Genomic DNA, 17,115 nt, shown 5'->3' with positions numbered 1-17,115 from the left:
CACCTTCGCTTGTCACCCTACGTTACTTCGTCACCAGGGGCAGCACTTCGCCCTGGAAGGTGTCGTGCAGGGTGCGGATGGCTTCCTGCGCCGCCACGATCTTGGGGCGCTCCGTCTCGTTGGTGATGGACTCGCGGAACGGCTCGGCGATGGCGGCCAGGGCGCTGATGGACCCGGCGATCTGCTGGCGGATCTTGACGTCGAGCGTGCTGTCCACGCCCACCACGTCGCGCAGGGCGCTGCCCGTCTTCGTCTCACCCGGCAGGTGGCCCAGGTAGGCGTTCTCCACGCTGCGGATGTTGTTGGTGAAGTCCTCCAGCGAGTTGTACGCGAACTGGCTCTCCACCACGTCCGGCTCGCGGGTGTCGTACGGCTCGGCGATCTTCCCGTTGGCGACCTCGTCCAGGATGGTGGTGATGCCGCCCACCATCTCCTGCGCGGCGGCCTGCACGGACGGGTACGCGGAGTTGCCCGACTGGCCCGCGGTCGCCAGCGTGTCACGGAACGGCGCGTTGCCTTCCACCGACTGGACCCACCGGCCGTGCAGAATCTGGCCCACGGCCTTGAGCTCCGCGGATAGGGCCTTGAGGTACTCGAACTCGCGGGCCGTGAGCTGGCCCACCGTCTTGGTGCCGCCATTGCCGAAGATGATGTACTCCAGCGTGTGGAAGCCCTTCTGCTCGTTCTTGAGGTTGCTCACGTACTGCTGCGTGAGGGCGTCGTTGTTGGCCAGCACGGCCTCCAACTCGGTGTGGCTGACCGGCCAGCTGTCCAGCGCCGGGTCATAGCCGAAGCTGTCCACGGGACCGAACAGGAAGCCCTCGCTCTGCTCCCAGGGAATGCGCGCCGCGCGCCACGCCGCCTTGGCCGCCGCCAGCTTGTCCGCCGTGGGCGCCGCCGCCAGCGAGACACAGGCCGCGTCCAGCTCGGTGAGCCGCGTGGCCAGCCGCGCGTAGGTCGGCACCACGACCTTGTCCGCGAACGTGACGACGAGCTCCTGGGTGACCTTGGAGTCGTCGGTGGGGTTGTCGGAGTCGTCGCCGCAGGCGCCGAGGAACAGCGCGCTGGACAGGAGCGCCGGCGCGAGCGCCAGGCGGAGGGGCAGGGACATACGCTTCATGACTGACCTTTCGTTGGGGGTTGGTGGACGCAGGCACCTGGGCCGACGTCAGTAGTTGAAGCCGGTGGCGAAGCGCAGGGTGTTCTCCGGCCGGAAGGCGGAGGAGCCCAGGCGGCGGTGCCCGAAGTCGAGCTTCGCGAACGCCACGTTCATCAGGTTGTAGGACAGGCCCACGGTGTAGACGGAGCGCCGGAAGCGCGGGTTGTCGTACAGCTCCTCGCGCGGCTTGAACTGCGTGTCCGCGTAGTCGTAACGGACGAACGGGAAGAGGTGGTGCGAGTCGCTCAGCCCCACCACGCTCGCGATGTCGTAGCCAAGCTCGCCCCACACGGCCAACGCGTTGTCGGACACCGGCGTGCGTATCACTCCCAGCAGGTTGGACAGGCGCGCGTTGCGCTGGGAGACGAGCTCCGCGTTCTTCAGGTGGCCGTACATCACCAGGGCCTTCGCGCTCCACGGGCCCTTGCGCACGGACAGGTGCGCGTCGAGCAGCGTCAGCGGAGCCGACACGTAGCCGCACGGCGCTACTTCCCGGGGGTTCGCCTCCTCGCAGCTCTTCACCAGGTCCGCCTTGGGACGGTTGCGCGTGGTGTCGCCGTGATAGGCGGACACGCCGAAGGTGAACCCGTCGAAGTGCGTGACGTCCGCCCGGACGACGAGCGCCATGTCCGTGGCCCGCTGCACCTCGAAGCGGCGCTGGTGTCCGCCCGCCGACCAGAGTTGTGAGCTGAAGCCGGTGGAGTCCAGGCCGTTCACCAACTGGCCCGTGAGCCGCAGCCCCCAGGGGAACTTGTAGCGCAGGCGCACGCCCATCTCGTCCCACGTGTTGGGGATGATGCTCGTCTCCGCCTCGTCGCGGTTGGTGCCCAGGTAGTCGGTGGGCCGCGAGAACTCACTCAGCGTGCCCACCGCCACGTAGAAGCGGCCCACCGCGAGCGCGGCGTTGGCCCCCAGCTTCTTCGAGAGGAACATCTCCTCGACGAGGATTTCGCCGCCCTTGTCCAGCTCCTGGTCGAACTCGCCGAACTCCTCGTACTCCAGCTCCATCGCGGAGCCGGTGCCGCCGTGCTCGAATTCGACTTCGACCTCGGCCTCGAGACCGTAGTCGGGCAGGCCGCCCTTCACTTCAATCACGAAGCGGTTGGTGTCGAACTCGATGCGCGAGTCGCGCTGCGCACCACCCGCCCGGTTCTGGTCCAGCCCGTAGTTGAAGTAGGCGAACTGCAACTCACCGTACGCCGTGACGTAGACGTCGATCTTGGGACGCGTGGGCCCCAGCGGGGGCGTTGCGGGCGGTGCGGCGGGAACCGGAGCGGGCTGCGCGGGCTCGGCGATGGCCGGAGCCGAAGGCGCGGGCTCCACCTGGGGAGCCGAAGGCGGCTCCACGGCGGGCTCGGCCTGGGGGGCTGGGGGCGCCTGGGGACCGGCCGGAGCTTCGGCTCGGGCAACCGTGCCGGAGAACAGCAGCGTGGAACAGAGCAGCAGGGATGAACGGACGAAGCAAGAGCGTGGGCGCATCGGAGCGGCGCGCACCCTACGCTCGCGATTTTGATTTTGCAAACCAGAATCAAATTGTGTTCAGCAAGAAAGGCCCGGAATACCGCGCACCGGGCCTCTCCCGAGGGGACTTCAGCCTCTCGTCACCACTTCATCTCTTCCTTGCCGGGGCCGGCTTCCTGGCGCTTCTCGCCGGGACGGCTGACGGAGGTGAGGGTGGCGCGCACGGCGCCCAGGTCCAGGGTGCCCACGGCGGCCAGGGGCAGACGGCGTGCATCGTCGGAGAGCCACACGTGCACTTCGCGCTTCTGCTTGGGGCGGTCCAACCGAACCGCGGTGCCCTGCAGGTGCCACGCGGTGAACTGGCCCAGGGGCGTCGTCACCTGCTCCTTCTTGAGGACCTGTCCCTGCATGCGCCACAGCCGGCGCACGCCGTACACGTCGAAGCAGACGGACATGTTCTCCTCCAGGGGGAGCTGACGCAGCAGGTAGATGGAGCCCGCCACGTCGAGGCCGTCCTTGTCGTAGGTGTAGTTGTACTGGCCCTTGGCGCGCTGGCCGATCTGGTAGTCCACCTTGATGGCGCGGTCCTTGTGGGTGAAGGCGACCTCCACCTTGCGGCGCATCTCGTTCTCCGTGGCGTCCTCCACGTAGCGCTTGGGGCGCAGTGTTTTCGGGTGGAGCCACGTGGTGGCGCTGCCCCGGACACGGCGGACCTTGGAGAAGAAGGAGTTGGTCTGCGCCTCGGCCAGCACGGGGATCTGCCCGTCCTGCTGCTTCTGGACTCGCAGGGTCATCTTGCCCGCCTGCGCGCCCATGGCGTCCAGGTCGAACTCGAGCACCTCGCCGGGCATGAAGGCCAACGGCATGCGCAGCGCGGGCAGCGCCTGGGCGCACGGTTCCACGGTGATGGGGGGCTCTTCGGGTGTCGCCGCCGCGCTGGCTTCAGCGGGTTTGTCGGCTTCGGGCTTGTCGGCCTCCGTGTCCGGGAGCTGAGCCCAGGCGGTGCCGCCGGAGGACAGCATCAGCCAGGCCGCGAGGAGGGTGCGCAGGGAGCTCATCCATCTTCCTTCCACAAGGGACTACGGGGTGCTCTGGGGCGTGTGACGGCCCGGACGCTTCGCAAATTCGGACGTCGACCATCGCTGCCGGAGCCGGGCAGTCACGAGCTGGCGGACCTGGGTCCATTCTCGCGCATCCCGGCTGATGTCCCAACCCGACCGGACCAGGTGACGTGCCGCGTCTCGGGCGAACGCCTGGTCTCCCAGCTCGGAGAGGAGACGGAGGTACTCGTAGTCCTCCAGGCCGTCTCTCAAGTGTTTGAGCCGCAGCGACTGCACCGGGTGGTGTCCGGAATCTCCCAGGTGTCTGGGCGTGCCCGGGTAGAAGAGGGTGCCGTCGCCGTTGCCGCCGAACTCGAGGAGGTCCGTCCAGGGGTCCTCCTTCGTGTTGTAGGCGAAGACGGTGTCGAAATAGAGCTCGCCATCCACGCCACTCGCGAACGCCAGCGGGCCCATGGCCCGGTTGAGCGGGGCGGGGTGGTCCACCATGTACGAGGCCCAGCCGCTGTAGGCCCGCTCCCGCGCGGAGTCCGGAGCGGGGCCGCCGTTGCAACCATGCGAATTGCAACTCTGATACCACCACACCTGGGTGGCCTCGGGCAGCTTCGCGCGCAGCTCCGCGAGCTCGTGCACGGCGCGACAGGTGGCGGGGCCCGAGCGGGGATAGAAGCAGTTGAGCGTGGGCGCGAGGATGTCCGCGGCGGGCGCGAGCGTGGCATCGAGCGGGCTGGTGATGAGCACCCGGCTTCCACCGGCGGCGCGCACACGGCGCGACTGCGCCAGCACCAGCGGCACGTCCTCCGGCTTCGGCTCGTCCTTGGTGTAGAAGAAGAGCTGCGCGGGCCATCCCTTCGTCTGGAAGTGCTCGGCGAAGGCGCGGTAGTACGCCACCTTCTCTTCCTCGGTGACGGCCTGCTTGTTGTCGCGCAGGTCCGCGGTGGTGAAGCGGGCGCCGGAGTCCAGCAGGGTTCCTTCGAGGAAGGGCCCCATCTCCGCGTCGTACTCGCTCCAATCCAGGAGGGCCTTGCCGTCCTCGAAGCGCACCGGGGGCGGCGTCATGCTCATGCCGTGCGCGCTCACGCGGTGCTCCAGCAGGACGCGTGCGTACGCGCGCAGCAGCGCGCGCGCCTCCGGTGAGTCCGGGTTCAGGCCGTGTCCCCGGGCGATGCTGTAGAGGGAGATGCCGAAGCTGGTGGGCAGCGAGGACGTCGCAGGCAGCACGAAGGGCTGCACCTCCACCGTGAAGGGCACCGCGACGCGCTCCACCTTGTTGAAGCGTGCCCTCAACGTGCCCCGGTAGGTGCCCGGAGACTGGCCCTCCGGCGCGCACACCTCCACGTAGAGGACGGTGGGCAGGTCCGGGTCTCCGTCGGGGACGGGGGCGCTCAGCGGCAGCAGTGGATCCGGCCAGGCTCCCTGGTCGCCCTGGCTGTTGGATGCGAGGTGGACCGGAAGGTATCCCTCGCGCCAGAGGGCCGCGGGCAGCGCTTCCCCAGGGCCTCCGAGGAACAGGGGCGTCACCTTGAGCTGCCGGGCCGTGCCGGGGAGCACCACCTGCACGCCTTCGCACTCGCCGCGCGCGACGCTCAGGCGTGCCTGGGGCCGCCCCTGGAGCGCGGCACCGGGCCGCACCTTGACCAGGGCCGAGACCACCATTGGCTCCGGTGTAGCGGCCACCGCCGCCATCACCACCCACGCCCAGCCCGCGCCCATCCGCCCCCTTCACTCTCCAGCGGTGCTACCCACCGCTCTCGGCACTCGCCACCGTCATGGTGCGCCCGGGCTGGTAGTCGGTGATTTCCGCCACCACCATGCCCAGCGCGAACTCCGCCTCCACCCGCACCGGCACGTGACGCGCGTCCGTGGTGAGGTAGACGAACATGTCCCGCTTCGACGTCAGGCTGCCGCCGAACTCCGCCTGCACCCGCGTCTTGAACACCTCCTGGGTGCCCAGCTCCGTCTTCATCGTCTCGCGCGACTCCACCTTGGCGCGCATGGTGAAGCTCTTGCTGCCGGTGAACACGGGGTAGGCGTACTCACCGCCCACCGCCAGCTCCTGGTTGCGCAGCGCGAAGGTGGCGCCCGTCACGTCCAGCGTCCCTTCGACGACCTCGGCGGTGGACTCGCGCGGCGACTCGCCTTCCTTCTGCTTGACGACGAAGACGCTCTTGCCATCCGGCTGCATCTTGATGCGCTGCCGGCGGCGCTTGCCGTTCTCGTCCGCGTGCAAGTCACTGCCGACGACGCGCTGGGTGCTGGCCTTCCAGTACGACACGAACTTGTCCTTGATGGGCCACACGCCGATGAGCGCGTCGGAGCGCGCCACCGCGACGATGGGCCACACGTCCTCGCCCCACTGCTTCATGGGAGAGCCCACCGTCACCTGCGCGGTGCCCGCGGTCACACCGAGGTACTTCACGCGATACTGCGCCTGCTCACCGGGGCCGAACGCCGGGTTCGCGGAAGGCTCCTGGGCCACGGCCGATGCTGACCAGACCAGGCCCGCCAGCATCGCCGCGAACCCCCAATTGGACTGCGCACGCATCGGTTGAGCTCCATCGCTAGGAAGTTAAGTAGCCTGCCTGCTACCTGCCAGGCCCTGCCCCCGAACCATTCCCGCCACTCCACATTTCCATGGACGTGCCCGTCCCCCGGGCATTCAACGGACGCTCGTTCCCTGGCCGTGGGGGCGACGCAAGGGCCGAGCGGGGACGCAGTCTCGCACGCGAGGGCCCCCGGGCGCCTCTTCGCGGCCCAGGCCCGGCCGCCCTCCAGCAAGCCGGCCATGTCCACCGGCCGACACCGCTGCTAGCCTTCCGAACTGGCGCCTACAGGTAGGCGGCGCCTTGCCACGGAGGCACGGGAACATGGCCGGCAACTACGACTTCGACGATGACGACCACAAGGAATCGGCCCCGGTGGGGAAGAACAAGGAGTTCGACTGCCCGGGCTGCGACGCCAACAACCCCGTGCCTGACGGCTTCGGGGACGGTGACGAGCTGCGCTGCAACTACTGCGGGTGCGAATACAGCGTTCGCATCAGCGCGGAAGGCCGCATGAAGTTCAAGGAGATCTGAGGCGGCCCGCCAGCGAGCAAGCTCGGTCGTCTCAGGTCCGCTCGCCGAAGATGGCGGTGCCCACGCGCACCAGCGTCGCGCCCGCCTCGATGGCCAGCTCGAAGTCGTGCGTGGTGCCCATGGACAGCTCGGTCAGCGCGTGGCGTTGCCCGAGCTCGCGCAGCGCCTGGAAGTAGCCGCGCGCGCGGGCCTCGTCGTCGGTGGGCGGGGGCAGGGACATCAGTCCCACCAGCCGCAGCCCGGGCAACTCGCGCGCCTGCGCCAGGAAGTCGGGCAGGGCCGAGGGCTCCAGGCCGGACTTGGTGGCCTCGCCGCCCACGTTGACCTCGACGTAGCAGGGCAGGGGAGCCAGGCCCTCGCGCCGCTTGGACAGCTCGCGCGCGACTTCCAGCCGCTCCAGCGCGTGGAAGGCACTGGCCACCTTCGCCACGTACTTCACCTTGTTGGTCTGCAGGGGGCCAATCGCGTGCCAGCGCAGGCCCTCCAGGTCCGCCAGCTCCACGGCCTTGTCCCGCAGCTCCTGCGCGTAGTTCTCCCCGAAGTCGCGCTGGCCCGCGGCGTAGGCCTCGCGGATCAGCGCCGCGGGCTTCAGCTTGGAGACCGCCACCAGCGTCACCGACTCCACGGGGCGCCCCGCGCGAGCACACGCGGAGGTCACCCGCGCTCGCACCGACGCCAGCCGCTCCGCGACGTCCGAGCCCATGGTCATCGCTTCCAGGCCAGGGGCACGCCAGCGCGCTCGAGCAGCGCGAGCGTTTCCCCCAGGGGGAGTCCGACGACGTTGGTGGGGCTTCCGTCCACGGAGGCGACGAGGAAGCCGCCCTTGCCCTGGATGGCGTAGGCGCCCGCCCGGTCCACGGGCTCTCCGGTGCCGACGTACCAGGCGATCTCCGCCGCGCTCAGCTCCCGGAACGTGACGCGGGTGCGCACGACGAGCGCCTCCTCGTGGCGGCCCGCGAGCGCGACACCGGTGTGGACGTCATGCGTCCTGCCGGACAGTCGGCCGAGCATGGCGCGGGCCTCGGCCGGGTCCTGGGGCTTGCCCAGGAGCTCCGAGCCCAGGGCCACGGTGGTGTCCGCGGCCAGCACCCACGCGCCTGGGGAGCGGGCGGCCACGACGGCGGCCTTCTCCCGGGCCAGCCGGAGGACGTAGGGGCCTGCCTCCTCGCCAGGGCGGGGTGTCTCGTCGATGTCCGCCGCGGAGACGGTAAAAGTGAGACCCAGTTGCGACAGGAAGTCCCTGCGGCGGGGAGAACCGGAGGCCAGGACGAGCAACGTTTGATCAGCGTGCGTGTGCATGTTACGGCTCCAGGCGTCGCGTCCTTAGCAGACTTGCGCCTCGGAGTGGACTCTACGGATGAATCCCGCGGACCTCCTGTCGGCCATGAAGCGGACAGTGGAACAACTGGCCGCCTTCAACGAGATGGCGAAGGCGTTGACGTCCACGCTGGAGCTGCGCGAGGTGCTCGCGCTCGTCATGCAGAAGGTCAGCAGCCTGCTGCTGCCTCGCAACTGGTCCCTCATCCTCCAGGATGAGCGCACCGGAAAGCTCTACTTCGAAATCGCCGTGGGCGAGGGAGCGGGCGTCCTCAAGGGCCTGCAGCTCAACCCCGGCGAGGGCATCGCCGGCGCCGTCTTCTCCTCGGGCGTGGCCCGGCTCGTCCACGACGTGGGCGGCGACCCCAGCTTCTCGCCTCGCTTCGACGAGGCCTCCGCCTTCCACACCCGCTCCATCCTCGCCGTGCCCCTCTTGTCCCGAGGCCATGTGCTGGGCGTCATCGAGCTGGTCAACGGCCCCACGGACCCGCCGTTCTCCAACGACGACCTCACCACCCTCACCGCCATCGCGGACTACGCGGCCATCGCGATCGAGAACGCGCGCAACTTCCGCCGGGTGCAGGAGCTCACCATCACTGACGAGCACACCGGCTGCTACAACGCCCGGCACCTGCGCGCGCTGCTCGACACGGAGGTGAAGCGCTCCGCGCGCTTCCGGCATCCGCTGTCGCTCGTCTTCCTGGACCTGGATCACTTCAAGAGCGTCAACGACCGGCACGGGCACCTGATGGGCAGCGCCACGCTGAAGGAGGTGGGCGACCTGCTCATGTCCCTGGGGCGCAACGGCCTGGACGCCGTCTTCCGCTACGGCGGCGACGAGTTCGCCATCCTCCTGGTGGAGACGGACCAGGACGGCGCGGCCCAGATTGCCCAGCGCGTGTGCGAGGCGTTCCGCGGGCGCTCCTTCCTCCAGGAGCACGGCCTGGACGTGCGCGTCACCGCCAGCGTGGGCGTGGCCACGTTCCCGGAACACGCCACCTCCGCGTTGGAGCTCATCCGCTCGGCGGACTTCGCCATGTATGGGGCCAAGGCCCGGGGGCGGGACGCCATCTGTGTCGCCGAGCCCGGGGGGCCGGATACAGGCAGCGGCAACGGCTCCGATTTCCCGGCGCGCTGAAGCACCTGGCCCGCAAAGGCCGAGGGCCGGGGAGGGGAACACCCTCGGCCCGGCCCTCGTGGGACTGCGTCGTGCGGGACGACGACTACCCGGCGCCCACCACCGAGTCGATGGCCTCGGTGTTCGTCACGACGTTGCCGTTCTTCTTCAGTGCCTTGAGGAAGGACTCCGTCACTTCAATCTGCTTGGCCTGCTGGGCCTGGGCGCGCAGGGTGTCCTTCTTCGCCTCGAAGCCCGCGGCGTCCGGCTTCTGGCGCTCCACCACTTGCGCCACCACGAAGCCCTCGCCCACGGGGAACGTCTCACCCAGCACCTGGGGAGCGGTGGCCGCGAAGGCCGCCTTCACCAGCGCGGGCGCGGGGCCCAGGTGCGGCACGGCCTCACCCTCGGCGGTGAAGCTGTCCGTCTCCACGGCCTCCGGACGCGTCTCCGTCTCGAAGCGCAAGAGCGCGGGCTGCTCCTTCTCCGGCGGGAACAGCTCCTTCAGCGTCTTGCCGCCCTGCACGGTGGCCAGCGCCTTCTCGGCCTCCGTCTTCGCCAGCTCCTTGGCGCGCTCCTGCTTGAAGAGCGTGGTGGCGATCTCGTCCTGGACCTCCTCCAGCTTCTTGTCCTGCGCCGGCTGCTTCTCCTCGACCTTCACGAGGTGCACGCCGAACTTCGTCTCCACCGGCTGCGTGACGCCGCCCGCGGTGAGCGCGAAGGCCGCGTCCGCCAGCGCCGGCTCCCAGGAACCGCGCTCCACCCAGCCCAGGTCGCCGCCGCGGGCCTTGCTGCCCGGGTCCTCGCTGCTGTCGCGGGCAACCGTGGCGAAGTCCTTGCCGCCGTCGATCTCCTTCTTGAGCGCCTCCGCCTTCTTGAGCGCCTCCGCCTTCTGCTCGGCGGTGGCCTCCGGGGGCAGCTTCACCAGCACCTGACGGGCGCGGATGCGCTCGGGCTGCTGGTACACGAAGCGGTTGGCCTCGTAGTAGTCCTTGATCTCCTTCTCGTGCGCCTTCTTCCAGTCCGCCAGCTGCGCGGGCGTGGGCGCCGTCACCTTGTCCGCGAACATGGTGGGCAGGAAGCGCGCGAAGACGACCTTGGCCTGGTTGCCGTCCTTCTCGTAGCGGGCCCGGACCTCGTCATCGGAGACGACCGCGTTGGCGCGGACGACCTCGATCATCTTCTGCGCGGCCAGCTGGCGGCGCAGCTCGGTCTCGAACTCCTGGGGCGTCTTCCGGTAGAAGTCGCGCAGTACTTGCTGGTAGCGCGAGAAGTCGAACCCGCCCTCCTTGGCGTGAAAGTCCGTGTTCTGGTGGATGAGCTTGCGCAGCTCCTCGTCGGACGGGGTGATGCCACGCTGCTCGGCCGCCTGGGCCAGGAGCTCCGTGTTCACCAACCTGTCCATCACCTGGTTGTGCATGCCGAATTGCCGGGCCACGGACTCGGGGATGGGGCTGCCCTGCGATCGCAGGAAGCTCATCTGCCGGGCCCAGGCCGTGGCGAAGTCGCGCAGCGGGATTTCCTTGCCGTTCACCTTGGCCACCGAGCCCGGCGCCGTGGTGGCGGGACCCGTGGAGCCGAAGCCGGAGCTGCCCGGCCCGAACGAAAGCGTGAACACCACCGCGATGCCGATGATGAACAGCAGGGAAAAGACCTTCCGGGGGTTCAGACCGTCCATTGTCGTCACTTCGAGAGCAAACGCGCCGAGAAAAGTCGTGCGGAAGGACTCGCGACGCGGTGTTGTTGGTAGCCCGGCCGAAGGGTGGTTGACCTGCGGCCACCCCCGTCACAGGGCCTTGACTGCCTAGGACACTGCACCGGAAAATGCAAGCGATTTAGAGAGTTTAGCCGGACCCCCACCCTCCGCACTTCCCTCCCACCCCGGAATTCCCCTCTGTGCTGTCGCTCCTCAAGCGATATCGGCGCCCCCTCATGGTCGGCGTCCTGCTGCTCTACCCGCTGGTCGCCTTCCTGCTGAGCGGGCGAAAGGGCAGGGACCCCAACCCCATCGACCGGGCGGTCATCGCGGTGACGTCGCCCGTCCAGCAGGTGCTCACGGCCTCCATCGAGGGTTCGGTGTCGGCGGTGCGGCACTACCTGGATTTGCGCGGGGTGCGGCAGGAGAATGACGCCCTGCGGTTGGAGAACCTCCAGCTCCGGGCCTCGGTGCAGGCGCTGGGCGAGTCGCGCACGGAGAACGAGCGGTTGCGCAAGCTGTTGGGCTACGCGGAGGCCGCGGCGGGGCCGGAGATTCCGGCGCGGGTGGTGGGCGTCAATCCGGTGGCCAAGCTCTTGTCGGTGCGCATCAGCGCGGGGGAGAAGGAGGGCGTCTTCCGGGGCATGTCGGTGGTGACGCCGGATGGAATCGTGGGACAGGTCATCCGGGCCACGGGGAGCTATTCGGACGTGGCGCTGGTGACGGACTCCCAGAGCCGGGTGGCGGTGCGGGTGCAGCGCTCCAGGGCGCGGGGCACGGCGTCGGGTGCTGGCAGCGGACCTTTGAAGCTGGAGAACATGCTGCGCACCGAGGACGTGGACGACGGAGACCTCATCATCACCTCGGGCACGGATGGCATCTACCCACCGGGGCTGGTGGTGGGCCGGGTGACCCATCTAGAGAAGAAGGAACACGGCATGTTCCAGGGTGGGGACATCGTGCCGGCGGTGGACACCAGCAAGCTGGAAGAGGTGTTGGTGGTGGGCAGTCCCTACAGCGCGATGGCGCAGGGCAGCGCGGCGGAGGGTGCGTCGAAATGAAGTTCCTGGTGACGGTGGGCATCGCGCTGGCGCTGCTCACGTTGGAGTCCGTGGTCGTCAAGCAGGCGGGCCTGGTGCTGGGCCGCATCGACGTCACCGTGGTGCTGGTGGCGTTCCTCGCCCTGCGCGCCACGCTGCTGGAAGGCGCCTTCTCCGCGTTCGCGGTGGGCTACCTGTTGGACTTGATGAGTGGCCAGCCCACGGGGCTGTTCACCTTCCTCGCCGTCTTCACCTTCCTGGTGGGGCGGCTCGTGTCGACCTTCGTGGACGTGCGAGGCGGCCTGTCCTTCGCGCTGTTCGCGATGGGCGCGGACGTGGGGCACGGCCTTCTGGCGACCTTCTTCACCTGGCTGACGGTGAAGGACGGTGGCACGGGGCCGGTGCTGGCGGGGCTGCCCGTGCAGGTGGCGCTCACCGGAGCCGCGGCCCTGGCGCTCTTCCCGTTGCTGCGGCGCTTCGAGGCGGCGCAGGACCGTCCGGCGGGGTTGCTGAGGTGACGCCTCCGACGCTGGGCAACACGACGCCGGGCCGCGAGCTGCGCCGGCGCTTCCTGTGGCTGGGCCTGGCCATGACGGTGTTGCTGGGCGTGTTGTCCATCCAGCTCTACCGGCTGCAAATCACCCGGGGCGAGGAGTACTCCGCCAAGAGCGTGGCCAACTTCGTCAAGGAGGTGCGCCTGCGCGCCGACCGCGGCGTCATCAAGGACGCGCGCGGCACCATCCTCGTCGACAGCCGCCCGTCCTTCGACGCCGTCGTCACACCCGCCTTCTGCACCGACTGCTCCGAGCAGGTCATCCCCCGGCTGGCGGAGTTGCTCCAGTGGGACGCCGACCAGGCGAAGAAGGTGGAGGACCTGGTGCGGCAGGGCCGGCGCAACGCGCCCTTCCAGCCCGTGCCGGTGCGCGTGGACCTGACGCGGGACGAGTACGACCGGCTGGCCGCCCGCCGCGATATCCTGGACGGCGTGGAAGTGGCCCCCGTGCCGCACCGCCACTACCGGACCAACACGGTGCTGTCGCACGTGCTGGGCTACATGAACGAAATCACCCAGGAGGAGCTGGAGCGCCTCAACGGCGACGGCTCGCGCTACGCGCTGGGGGATTACATCGGTCGTCGCGGCCTGGAGCGCTACTTCGAGCAGCGCCTGCGCGGCCGGGACGGCGTGCGCAAGGAAGTGGTCAACGCGCGCGGCCAGAAGATTGAAGAGCTCAACGTCAAGCTGGGCGACAACGCCGTGGTGCAGCCCCAGGCGGGCAGCAACGTGGTCCTGTCCATCGACATGCGCCTGCAGGAAGAGGCCGAGCGCGCCTTCCCTGGCGTGACGGGCGCTGTCGTCGCCATCGACGTGCACACGGGCTTCATCCGCGCGCTGGTGTCGCGGCCCGGCTTCGACCCCAACCTCCTGACGGGGCGCGTGACGCCCACGCAGATGGCGCAGCTGTCCAGAGACCCGCTGGAGCCCATGGTCAACCGCGTGGCCGCGGAGCACTACAGCCCGGGCTCCACGTTCAAGGTCGTCACCGCGCTCGCGGCGTTCAAGTCCGGCGCCTTCCGTCCGGAGACGGTGGTGAACTGCCCGGGTGGTTACCGCCTGGGCGCGCGCACCTGGCGCTGCCACCTGGACCGAGGCCACGGTCCGGTCAACGGCCTGGACGCGATGAAGAGCTCGTGTGACACGTGGTTCTACAAGGTGGCGGACACCATCGGCCTGGACCCGATTGGAGAGATGGGCAAGTCGCTGGGCCTGGGCAGCCCCACCGGCATCAACGTGGTGGCGGAAGTGCCGGGCATCATGCCGACCAGCGCGTACCACGACAAAGCCTCGCCGGGCGGCTACACCAAGGGCATGGCGCTCAACAGCGCCATCGGCCAGGGCGACAACAACGTCACGCCGCTCCAACTCGCGCTGATGTACGCGGCCATCGCCAATGGCGGCACGCTCTACAAGCCGCAGATGGTCCAGCGGCTGGAGAACCTGGACGGGCAGGTGGTCCAGGAGTTCAAGCCGGAGGTCGTCCGTCGGGTGGAAATTCCCCCGGCGCACCTGAAGTCCGTCATCGAGGGCCTGGTGAAGGTGGCCCACGAGCCGGGCGGCACCTCCTACCGCTCACGCCTCAAGGGCATGCGCGACTTGGACGTCCTCGTCGCGGCGAAGACGGGCACCGCCCAGGTGGCGCGCCTGGGCGCCATCCGCCTCAGGACGCACCAGATGAGCTACTTCGAGAGAGACCATGCCTGGTTCGCGGGCTTCGCCCCGGCGGACAAGCCGGAGATCGCCGTCGTCGTGCTCAACGAGCACGGTGGCCACGGTGGCGTGGATGCCGCGCCGACGGCGATGGCCGTCATCCAGAAGTACCTGGACCTGAAGAAGCTGGACGCCTCGGCGCCGCCGCCGCGGCCCAATCAGCCCTACACCCCCTCGGTGCTGCGCGCGCCGTCTCCGGACGAGGCGGCCCTGACGCGCGGGGTGAAGCCCCCGAAGCTGTTGCCGGGCGACGAAGAGGCCTTGGAGGACACCCATGCAACTCCGGATTGAGCGGCGGATGGTGCCCCACGTTCCCTGGGGCCTCATCATCTGCGTGCTGGGCGTGTCGCTGCTGGGCATCTGGAACCTCGCCTCGGCGTCGCGTCCTCCGCTCGCGCCGGTGTGGTCCAGCCAGGCGCTCTACCTGGGGCTGGGCGTCGTCGCCGTGCTGGTGGTGTGTCTGGTGGACTACCGCTGGATTCAGCGCATGGCGATGCCCATCTACGTCGCCAACATCCTGGCGCTCATCGCCCTGCGCTTCATCGGCCACACGGCGAAGGGCGCGGAGAGCTGGTTCGTCATCGGCCCGTTCCGCCTCCAGCCCGCGGAGTTCATGAAGATTGGCGTCGTGCTGATGCTGGCCAAGGTCTACCACGACGACTTCCGCCCCAATGAGCCGTCCTACGGACTGGTCCGTCTGTGGAAGCCGGTCCTCGTCGTGGGCGTGCCCTTCGTCCTCGTGCTCGTCCAGCCGGACCTGGGCACCGCGCTGATGATTGGCCTGTCCTCGCTCACCGTCATCCTCTTCGGCAAGGTGCGCTGGTACCTGGTGGCCACGCTCGTCGCGGCCATCCTCGCGGGCGCCATCGTCATCTGGAACGACTACGTGCGCGACGTGCCGGAGCCCCGGCCCACCATCGTCCGGCACCACCTGAAGAAGCACCAGAGTCAGCGCATCTCAGGCTGGTTGGACCCGGAGGCGGACCTGCGCGGCAGCGGGTACCACGCGGCCCAGTCGAAAATCGCGGTGGGCAGCGGCGGTGTGTCCGGCAAGGGCTGGCGCGAGGGCACCCAGACAGGCCTGCGCTTCCTGCCCGAGCAGCACACCGACTTCATCTTCTCCGTCTGGGCGGAGGAGCACGGCTTCGTGCTGTGCACGCTCCTGCTCGTCCTCTACGGCGCCATCTTCATCTTCGGCCTGGGCGTGGGGTTCAACGCCCGCGACAGGTTCGGCGCCTTCGTGGCCGTGGGCGTCGTCGCCATGCTCTTCTGGCAGGTGTTCGAGAACATCGGCATGGTCATCGGCCTGCTCCCGGTGACGGGAATTACCCTGCCGCTGATGAGTTATGGCGGGTCTTCCATGATGTCCGTGATGCTCAGCATTGGCTTGTTGGTGAACATCAGCATGCGGCGTCACATGTTCTGAGACGTCGCGAGCCGCGACGCTCGAACCGGTGCTCCAAAGCGAAGGATGGCGAGGAGCGCTCGGCGGCTGCTCGCGGGTGGTGTATGAATCACCCCACCAATTCCGGGGGGAGGGCGAGTCCCTCTCGGGCCGGTGGAGGTCAGGCATGCAGAGGAAGGTCGGGCAGAAGGTGAGTGGGAGTGTCCGCGTGGCGGAGATTCCCGTGGCGGCGAGGGACGTGAAGCCCCCGGCGCCAGCGCCCGTGGCGCGGGCCCCCGTCGTGGTGAAGGACGAGGTCCGAAAACCGGCGGCGTCGCTGCCGACGTTCTCGCCCCTCATCGAGCGCAACCAGGGGGAGCCGGAGCACCGGGAGTTTCCCCGGGCGCAGCTGACGACGCGTTTCGAGGTCTGGGTGGATGACGCGGAAGGCGGGCGGCGCTTCGCCGCGAGCCTGGCCTCCATCAACGTCAGCGTCAGCGGGGCCTTCCTGGAGAGCACCTTCTACCTGCCCATGGGCACGGTGCTGGGCGTGAGCTTCTCGCTGGAGCCAGGCGCCTCGCCGGTGCGGGCGCGGGCGGAAATCGTCCGGGAGGAGCGTGAGGACGGCCCCGAGGGACGCAGCGGCTTCGGCATCCGCTTCCTCGACTTCAGTGGACAGACGGAGGTCGCCCTGGCGCGGCTCTTCGTGGGGGCCCGGCTGCGAGCCTTCGCGGAAGACTACCTGCACTCCCAGCGGGCGCGTTCGCTGCCCAACGAACTGGAGCGCGTGGTGGATGTCCTTTCGGCGTGGGAGCTGCTCAAGGCGACGAGCACCGAAGCGGACCCCTGGCAGGCCAAATAACGCCTGACACCCCACTCCGAGGGTCGGCCAGCCATGGAAGGGTGGGGGGGATTTGCTGGAGACACGGATTGAGGAGCGGCTCGCCCAGGGCCGTGGGCGCCACCGCGAACCGCCTGTCTCAGGCGGGCTTGCCACCCGCCAGCAGGCGTCGCCGCTCCGCCTGGTAATGCGCTGAACACAGTCCCTTCGAGCGCTGCTCCCGCGTGCAGTCCGGCATGGTGCAGCGCCGGTCTGATGCCACCATGTTGCCCGCAAGGGCCTTGGGCGGACGGCCACGACGACGGCTTGCCGCCATGCCGTTGCTGTTGCCACCCGTGGGAATGCCCTGGTTCATCGCCCGGAGGACGCCTCGGCCAATCGCATCGCCAAGCGCTTCCGCCCAATTCACCAATGCGGGGGTCAGGGGGACCTTCGACAACTCCTTACGTGGTCGTGCCATGAAAACTCCCGTGAAAACAGTCAAAACAAACAAGGCTTCCAATGCGCCTATTTGGCGGTGGATGTCAACGCTGTCAATACAACCAGGGAGGGGTCTCGTCTGACTCGCAAAACCCGCGCGGAAAATTGATGACAAGACTGCAAAGGGATACGTGTTTCCCGCAGGCGTGGCGGACGAGCATTCGGTATCCGCGCTGTATTTGTCCGCAGGGGTGAAAATGACGCGGAGTCTGAGAAATC

At 68.7% G+C, this 17,115-nt stretch carries 16 protein-coding genes; 7 read left to right on the top strand and 9 right to left on the bottom strand.

Annotated elements, in window-relative coordinates:
- Positions 1–22: 22 nt before the first annotated feature.
- The 5 genes from HUA75_RS20110 to HUA75_RS20090 form a co-directional block, all read right to left on the bottom strand.
- Entirely contained in the window at positions 23–1,120 is a 1,098-nt protein-coding gene (locus tag HUA75_RS20110; protein WP_174487293.1) for an imelysin family protein, read from the bottom strand.
- 48 nt (positions 1,121–1,168) lie between these two features.
- On the bottom strand, positions 1,169–2,638 hold the full coding sequence (locus HUA75_RS20105) for a hypothetical protein (protein ID WP_174487292.1): 1,470 nt from the start codon (positions 2,636–2,638) through the stop codon (positions 1,169–1,171).
- A gap of 122 nt (positions 2,639–2,760) precedes the next feature.
- On the bottom strand, positions 2,761–3,678 hold the full coding sequence (locus tag HUA75_RS20100; RefSeq protein ID WP_141647672.1) for a DUF3108 domain-containing protein: 918 nt from the start codon (positions 3,676–3,678) through the stop codon (positions 2,761–2,763).
- 21 nt (positions 3,679–3,699) lie between these two features.
- The gene (locus HUA75_RS20095) at positions 3,700–5,391 is read right to left on the bottom strand and encodes a DUF4091 domain-containing protein (RefSeq protein ID WP_174487291.1); all 1,692 of its coding nucleotides are present in this window, start codon (positions 5,389–5,391) and stop codon (positions 3,700–3,702) included.
- Between the two features lie 25 nt (positions 5,392–5,416).
- Complete coding sequence (locus tag HUA75_RS20090) at positions 5,417–6,223, bottom strand: DUF3108 domain-containing protein (protein ID WP_174461900.1); 807 nt, start codon at positions 6,221–6,223, stop codon at positions 5,417–5,419.
- 322 nt (positions 6,224–6,545) lie between these two features.
- On the opposite strand from HUA75_RS20090, the gene HUA75_RS20085 reads away from it, so the two are divergent.
- Positions 6,546–6,755 (top strand): hypothetical protein, encoded by a 210-nt coding sequence (locus HUA75_RS20085; protein WP_174461901.1) that lies wholly within the window; start codon positions 6,546–6,548, stop codon positions 6,753–6,755.
- Between the two features lie 31 nt (positions 6,756–6,786).
- On the opposite strand, the gene HUA75_RS20080 is transcribed toward HUA75_RS20085, so the two are convergent.
- Both HUA75_RS20080 and HUA75_RS20075 read right to left on the bottom strand, forming a co-directional pair.
- Entirely contained in the window at positions 6,787–7,458 is a 672-nt protein-coding gene (locus HUA75_RS20080) for a YggS family pyridoxal phosphate-dependent enzyme (protein WP_174487290.1), read from the bottom strand.
- A 2-nt stretch (positions 7,459–7,460) separates the two neighbouring features.
- Entirely contained in the window at positions 7,461–8,054 is a 594-nt protein-coding gene (locus HUA75_RS20075; protein WP_141647667.1) for a nucleoside triphosphate pyrophosphatase, read from the bottom strand.
- Between the two features lie 58 nt (positions 8,055–8,112).
- Between HUA75_RS20075 and HUA75_RS20070 the strand changes: the two genes are divergently transcribed.
- Complete coding sequence (locus HUA75_RS20070) at positions 8,113–9,210, top strand: diguanylate cyclase (protein WP_141647666.1); 1,098 nt, start codon at positions 8,113–8,115, stop codon at positions 9,208–9,210.
- An 85-nt stretch (positions 9,211–9,295) separates the two neighbouring features.
- Here the strand turns inward: HUA75_RS20070 and HUA75_RS20065 are convergent, their stop codons facing one another.
- Complete coding sequence (locus tag HUA75_RS20065; RefSeq protein ID WP_174487289.1) at positions 9,296–10,867, bottom strand: SurA N-terminal domain-containing protein; 1,572 nt, start codon at positions 10,865–10,867, stop codon at positions 9,296–9,298.
- A 218-nt stretch (positions 10,868–11,085) separates the two neighbouring features.
- On the opposite strand from HUA75_RS20065, the gene mreC reads away from it, so the two are divergent.
- The 5 genes from mreC (at position 11,086) to HUA75_RS20040 (ending at position 16,437) form a co-directional block, all read left to right on the top strand.
- The gene (gene mreC, locus HUA75_RS20060) at positions 11,086–11,946 is read left to right on the top strand and encodes a rod shape-determining protein MreC (protein ID WP_141648964.1); all 861 of its coding nucleotides are present in this window, start codon (positions 11,086–11,088) and stop codon (positions 11,944–11,946) included.
- A complete protein-coding gene (locus HUA75_RS20055) occupies positions 11,943–12,443 on the top strand; it encodes a hypothetical protein (RefSeq protein WP_141648963.1) in 501 nt (166 codons plus the stop codon). Before mreC ends, HUA75_RS20055 begins: the two co-directional genes overlap by 4 nt.
- The gene (gene mrdA, locus HUA75_RS20050) at positions 12,440–14,482 is read left to right on the top strand and encodes a penicillin-binding protein 2 (RefSeq protein WP_141648962.1); all 2,043 of its coding nucleotides are present in this window, start codon (positions 12,440–12,442) and stop codon (positions 14,480–14,482) included. Before HUA75_RS20055 ends, mrdA begins: the two co-directional genes overlap by 4 nt.
- On the top strand, positions 14,466–15,617 hold the full coding sequence (gene rodA / locus HUA75_RS20045; RefSeq protein ID WP_141648961.1) for a rod shape-determining protein RodA: 1,152 nt from the start codon (positions 14,466–14,468) through the stop codon (positions 15,615–15,617). Before mrdA ends, rodA begins: the two co-directional genes overlap by 17 nt.
- A 145-nt stretch (positions 15,618–15,762) precedes the next feature.
- Positions 15,763–16,437, top strand: coding sequence for a PilZ domain-containing protein (locus HUA75_RS20040; RefSeq protein WP_141648960.1), 675 nt, complete (start codon positions 15,763–15,765; stop codon positions 16,435–16,437).
- A gap of 118 nt (positions 16,438–16,555) precedes the next feature.
- On the opposite strand, the gene HUA75_RS20035 is transcribed toward HUA75_RS20040, so the two are convergent.
- The gene (locus HUA75_RS20035) at positions 16,556–16,876 is read right to left on the bottom strand and encodes a hypothetical protein (protein WP_141648959.1); all 321 of its coding nucleotides are present in this window, start codon (positions 16,874–16,876) and stop codon (positions 16,556–16,558) included.
- Between the last annotated feature and the right edge of the window lie 239 nt (positions 16,877–17,115).

The sequence above is a fragment of the Myxococcus sp. CA040A genome (assembly GCF_013336725.1).
GTDB classification, from domain to species: domain Bacteria; phylum Myxococcota; class Myxococcia; order Myxococcales; family Myxococcaceae; genus Myxococcus; species Myxococcus llanfairpwllgwyngyllgogerychwyrndrobwllllantysiliogogogochensis.
This window is presented reverse-complemented; position numbering and strand designations above follow the sequence as displayed.

Coding starts and splice junctions, on each gene's coding strand:
- HUA75_RS20065 (WP_174487289.1), bottom strand. CDS start 10,867: ATGGACGGTCTGAACCCCCGGAAGGTCTTTTCCCTGCTGTTCATCATC.
- rodA (WP_141648961.1), top strand. CDS start 14,466: ATGCAACTCCGGATTGAGCGGCGGATGGTGCCCCACGTTCCCTGGGGC.
- HUA75_RS20040 (WP_141648960.1), top strand. CDS start 15,763: ATGCAGAGGAAGGTCGGGCAGAAGGTGAGTGGGAGTGTCCGCGTGGCG.
- HUA75_RS20100 (WP_141647672.1), bottom strand. CDS start 3,678: ATGAGCTCCCTGCGCACCCTCCTCGCGGCCTGGCTGATGCTGTCCTCC.
- HUA75_RS20035 (WP_141648959.1), bottom strand. CDS start 16,876: ATGGCACGACCACGTAAGGAGTTGTCGAAGGTCCCCCTGACCCCCGCA.
- HUA75_RS20085 (WP_174461901.1), top strand. CDS start 6,546: ATGGCCGGCAACTACGACTTCGACGATGACGACCACAAGGAATCGGCC.
- HUA75_RS20095 (WP_174487291.1), bottom strand. CDS start 5,391: ATGGGCGCGGGCTGGGCGTGGGTGGTGATGGCGGCGGTGGCCGCTACA.
- HUA75_RS20070 (WP_141647666.1), top strand. CDS start 8,113: ATGAATCCCGCGGACCTCCTGTCGGCCATGAAGCGGACAGTGGAACAA.
- HUA75_RS20110 (WP_174487293.1), bottom strand. CDS start 1,120: ATGAAGCGTATGTCCCTGCCCCTCCGCCTGGCGCTCGCGCCGGCGCTC.
- HUA75_RS20105 (WP_174487292.1), bottom strand. CDS start 2,638: ATGCGCCCACGCTCTTGCTTCGTCCGTTCATCCCTGCTGCTCTGTTCC.
- HUA75_RS20080 (WP_174487290.1), bottom strand. CDS start 7,458: ATGGGCTCGGACGTCGCGGAGCGGCTGGCGTCGGTGCGAGCGCGGGTG.
- HUA75_RS20055 (WP_141648963.1), top strand. CDS start 11,943: ATGAAGTTCCTGGTGACGGTGGGCATCGCGCTGGCGCTGCTCACGTTG.
- HUA75_RS20090 (WP_174461900.1), bottom strand. CDS start 6,223: ATGCGTGCGCAGTCCAATTGGGGGTTCGCGGCGATGCTGGCGGGCCTG.
- HUA75_RS20075 (WP_141647667.1), bottom strand. CDS start 8,054: ATGCACACGCACGCTGATCAAACGTTGCTCGTCCTGGCCTCCGGTTCT.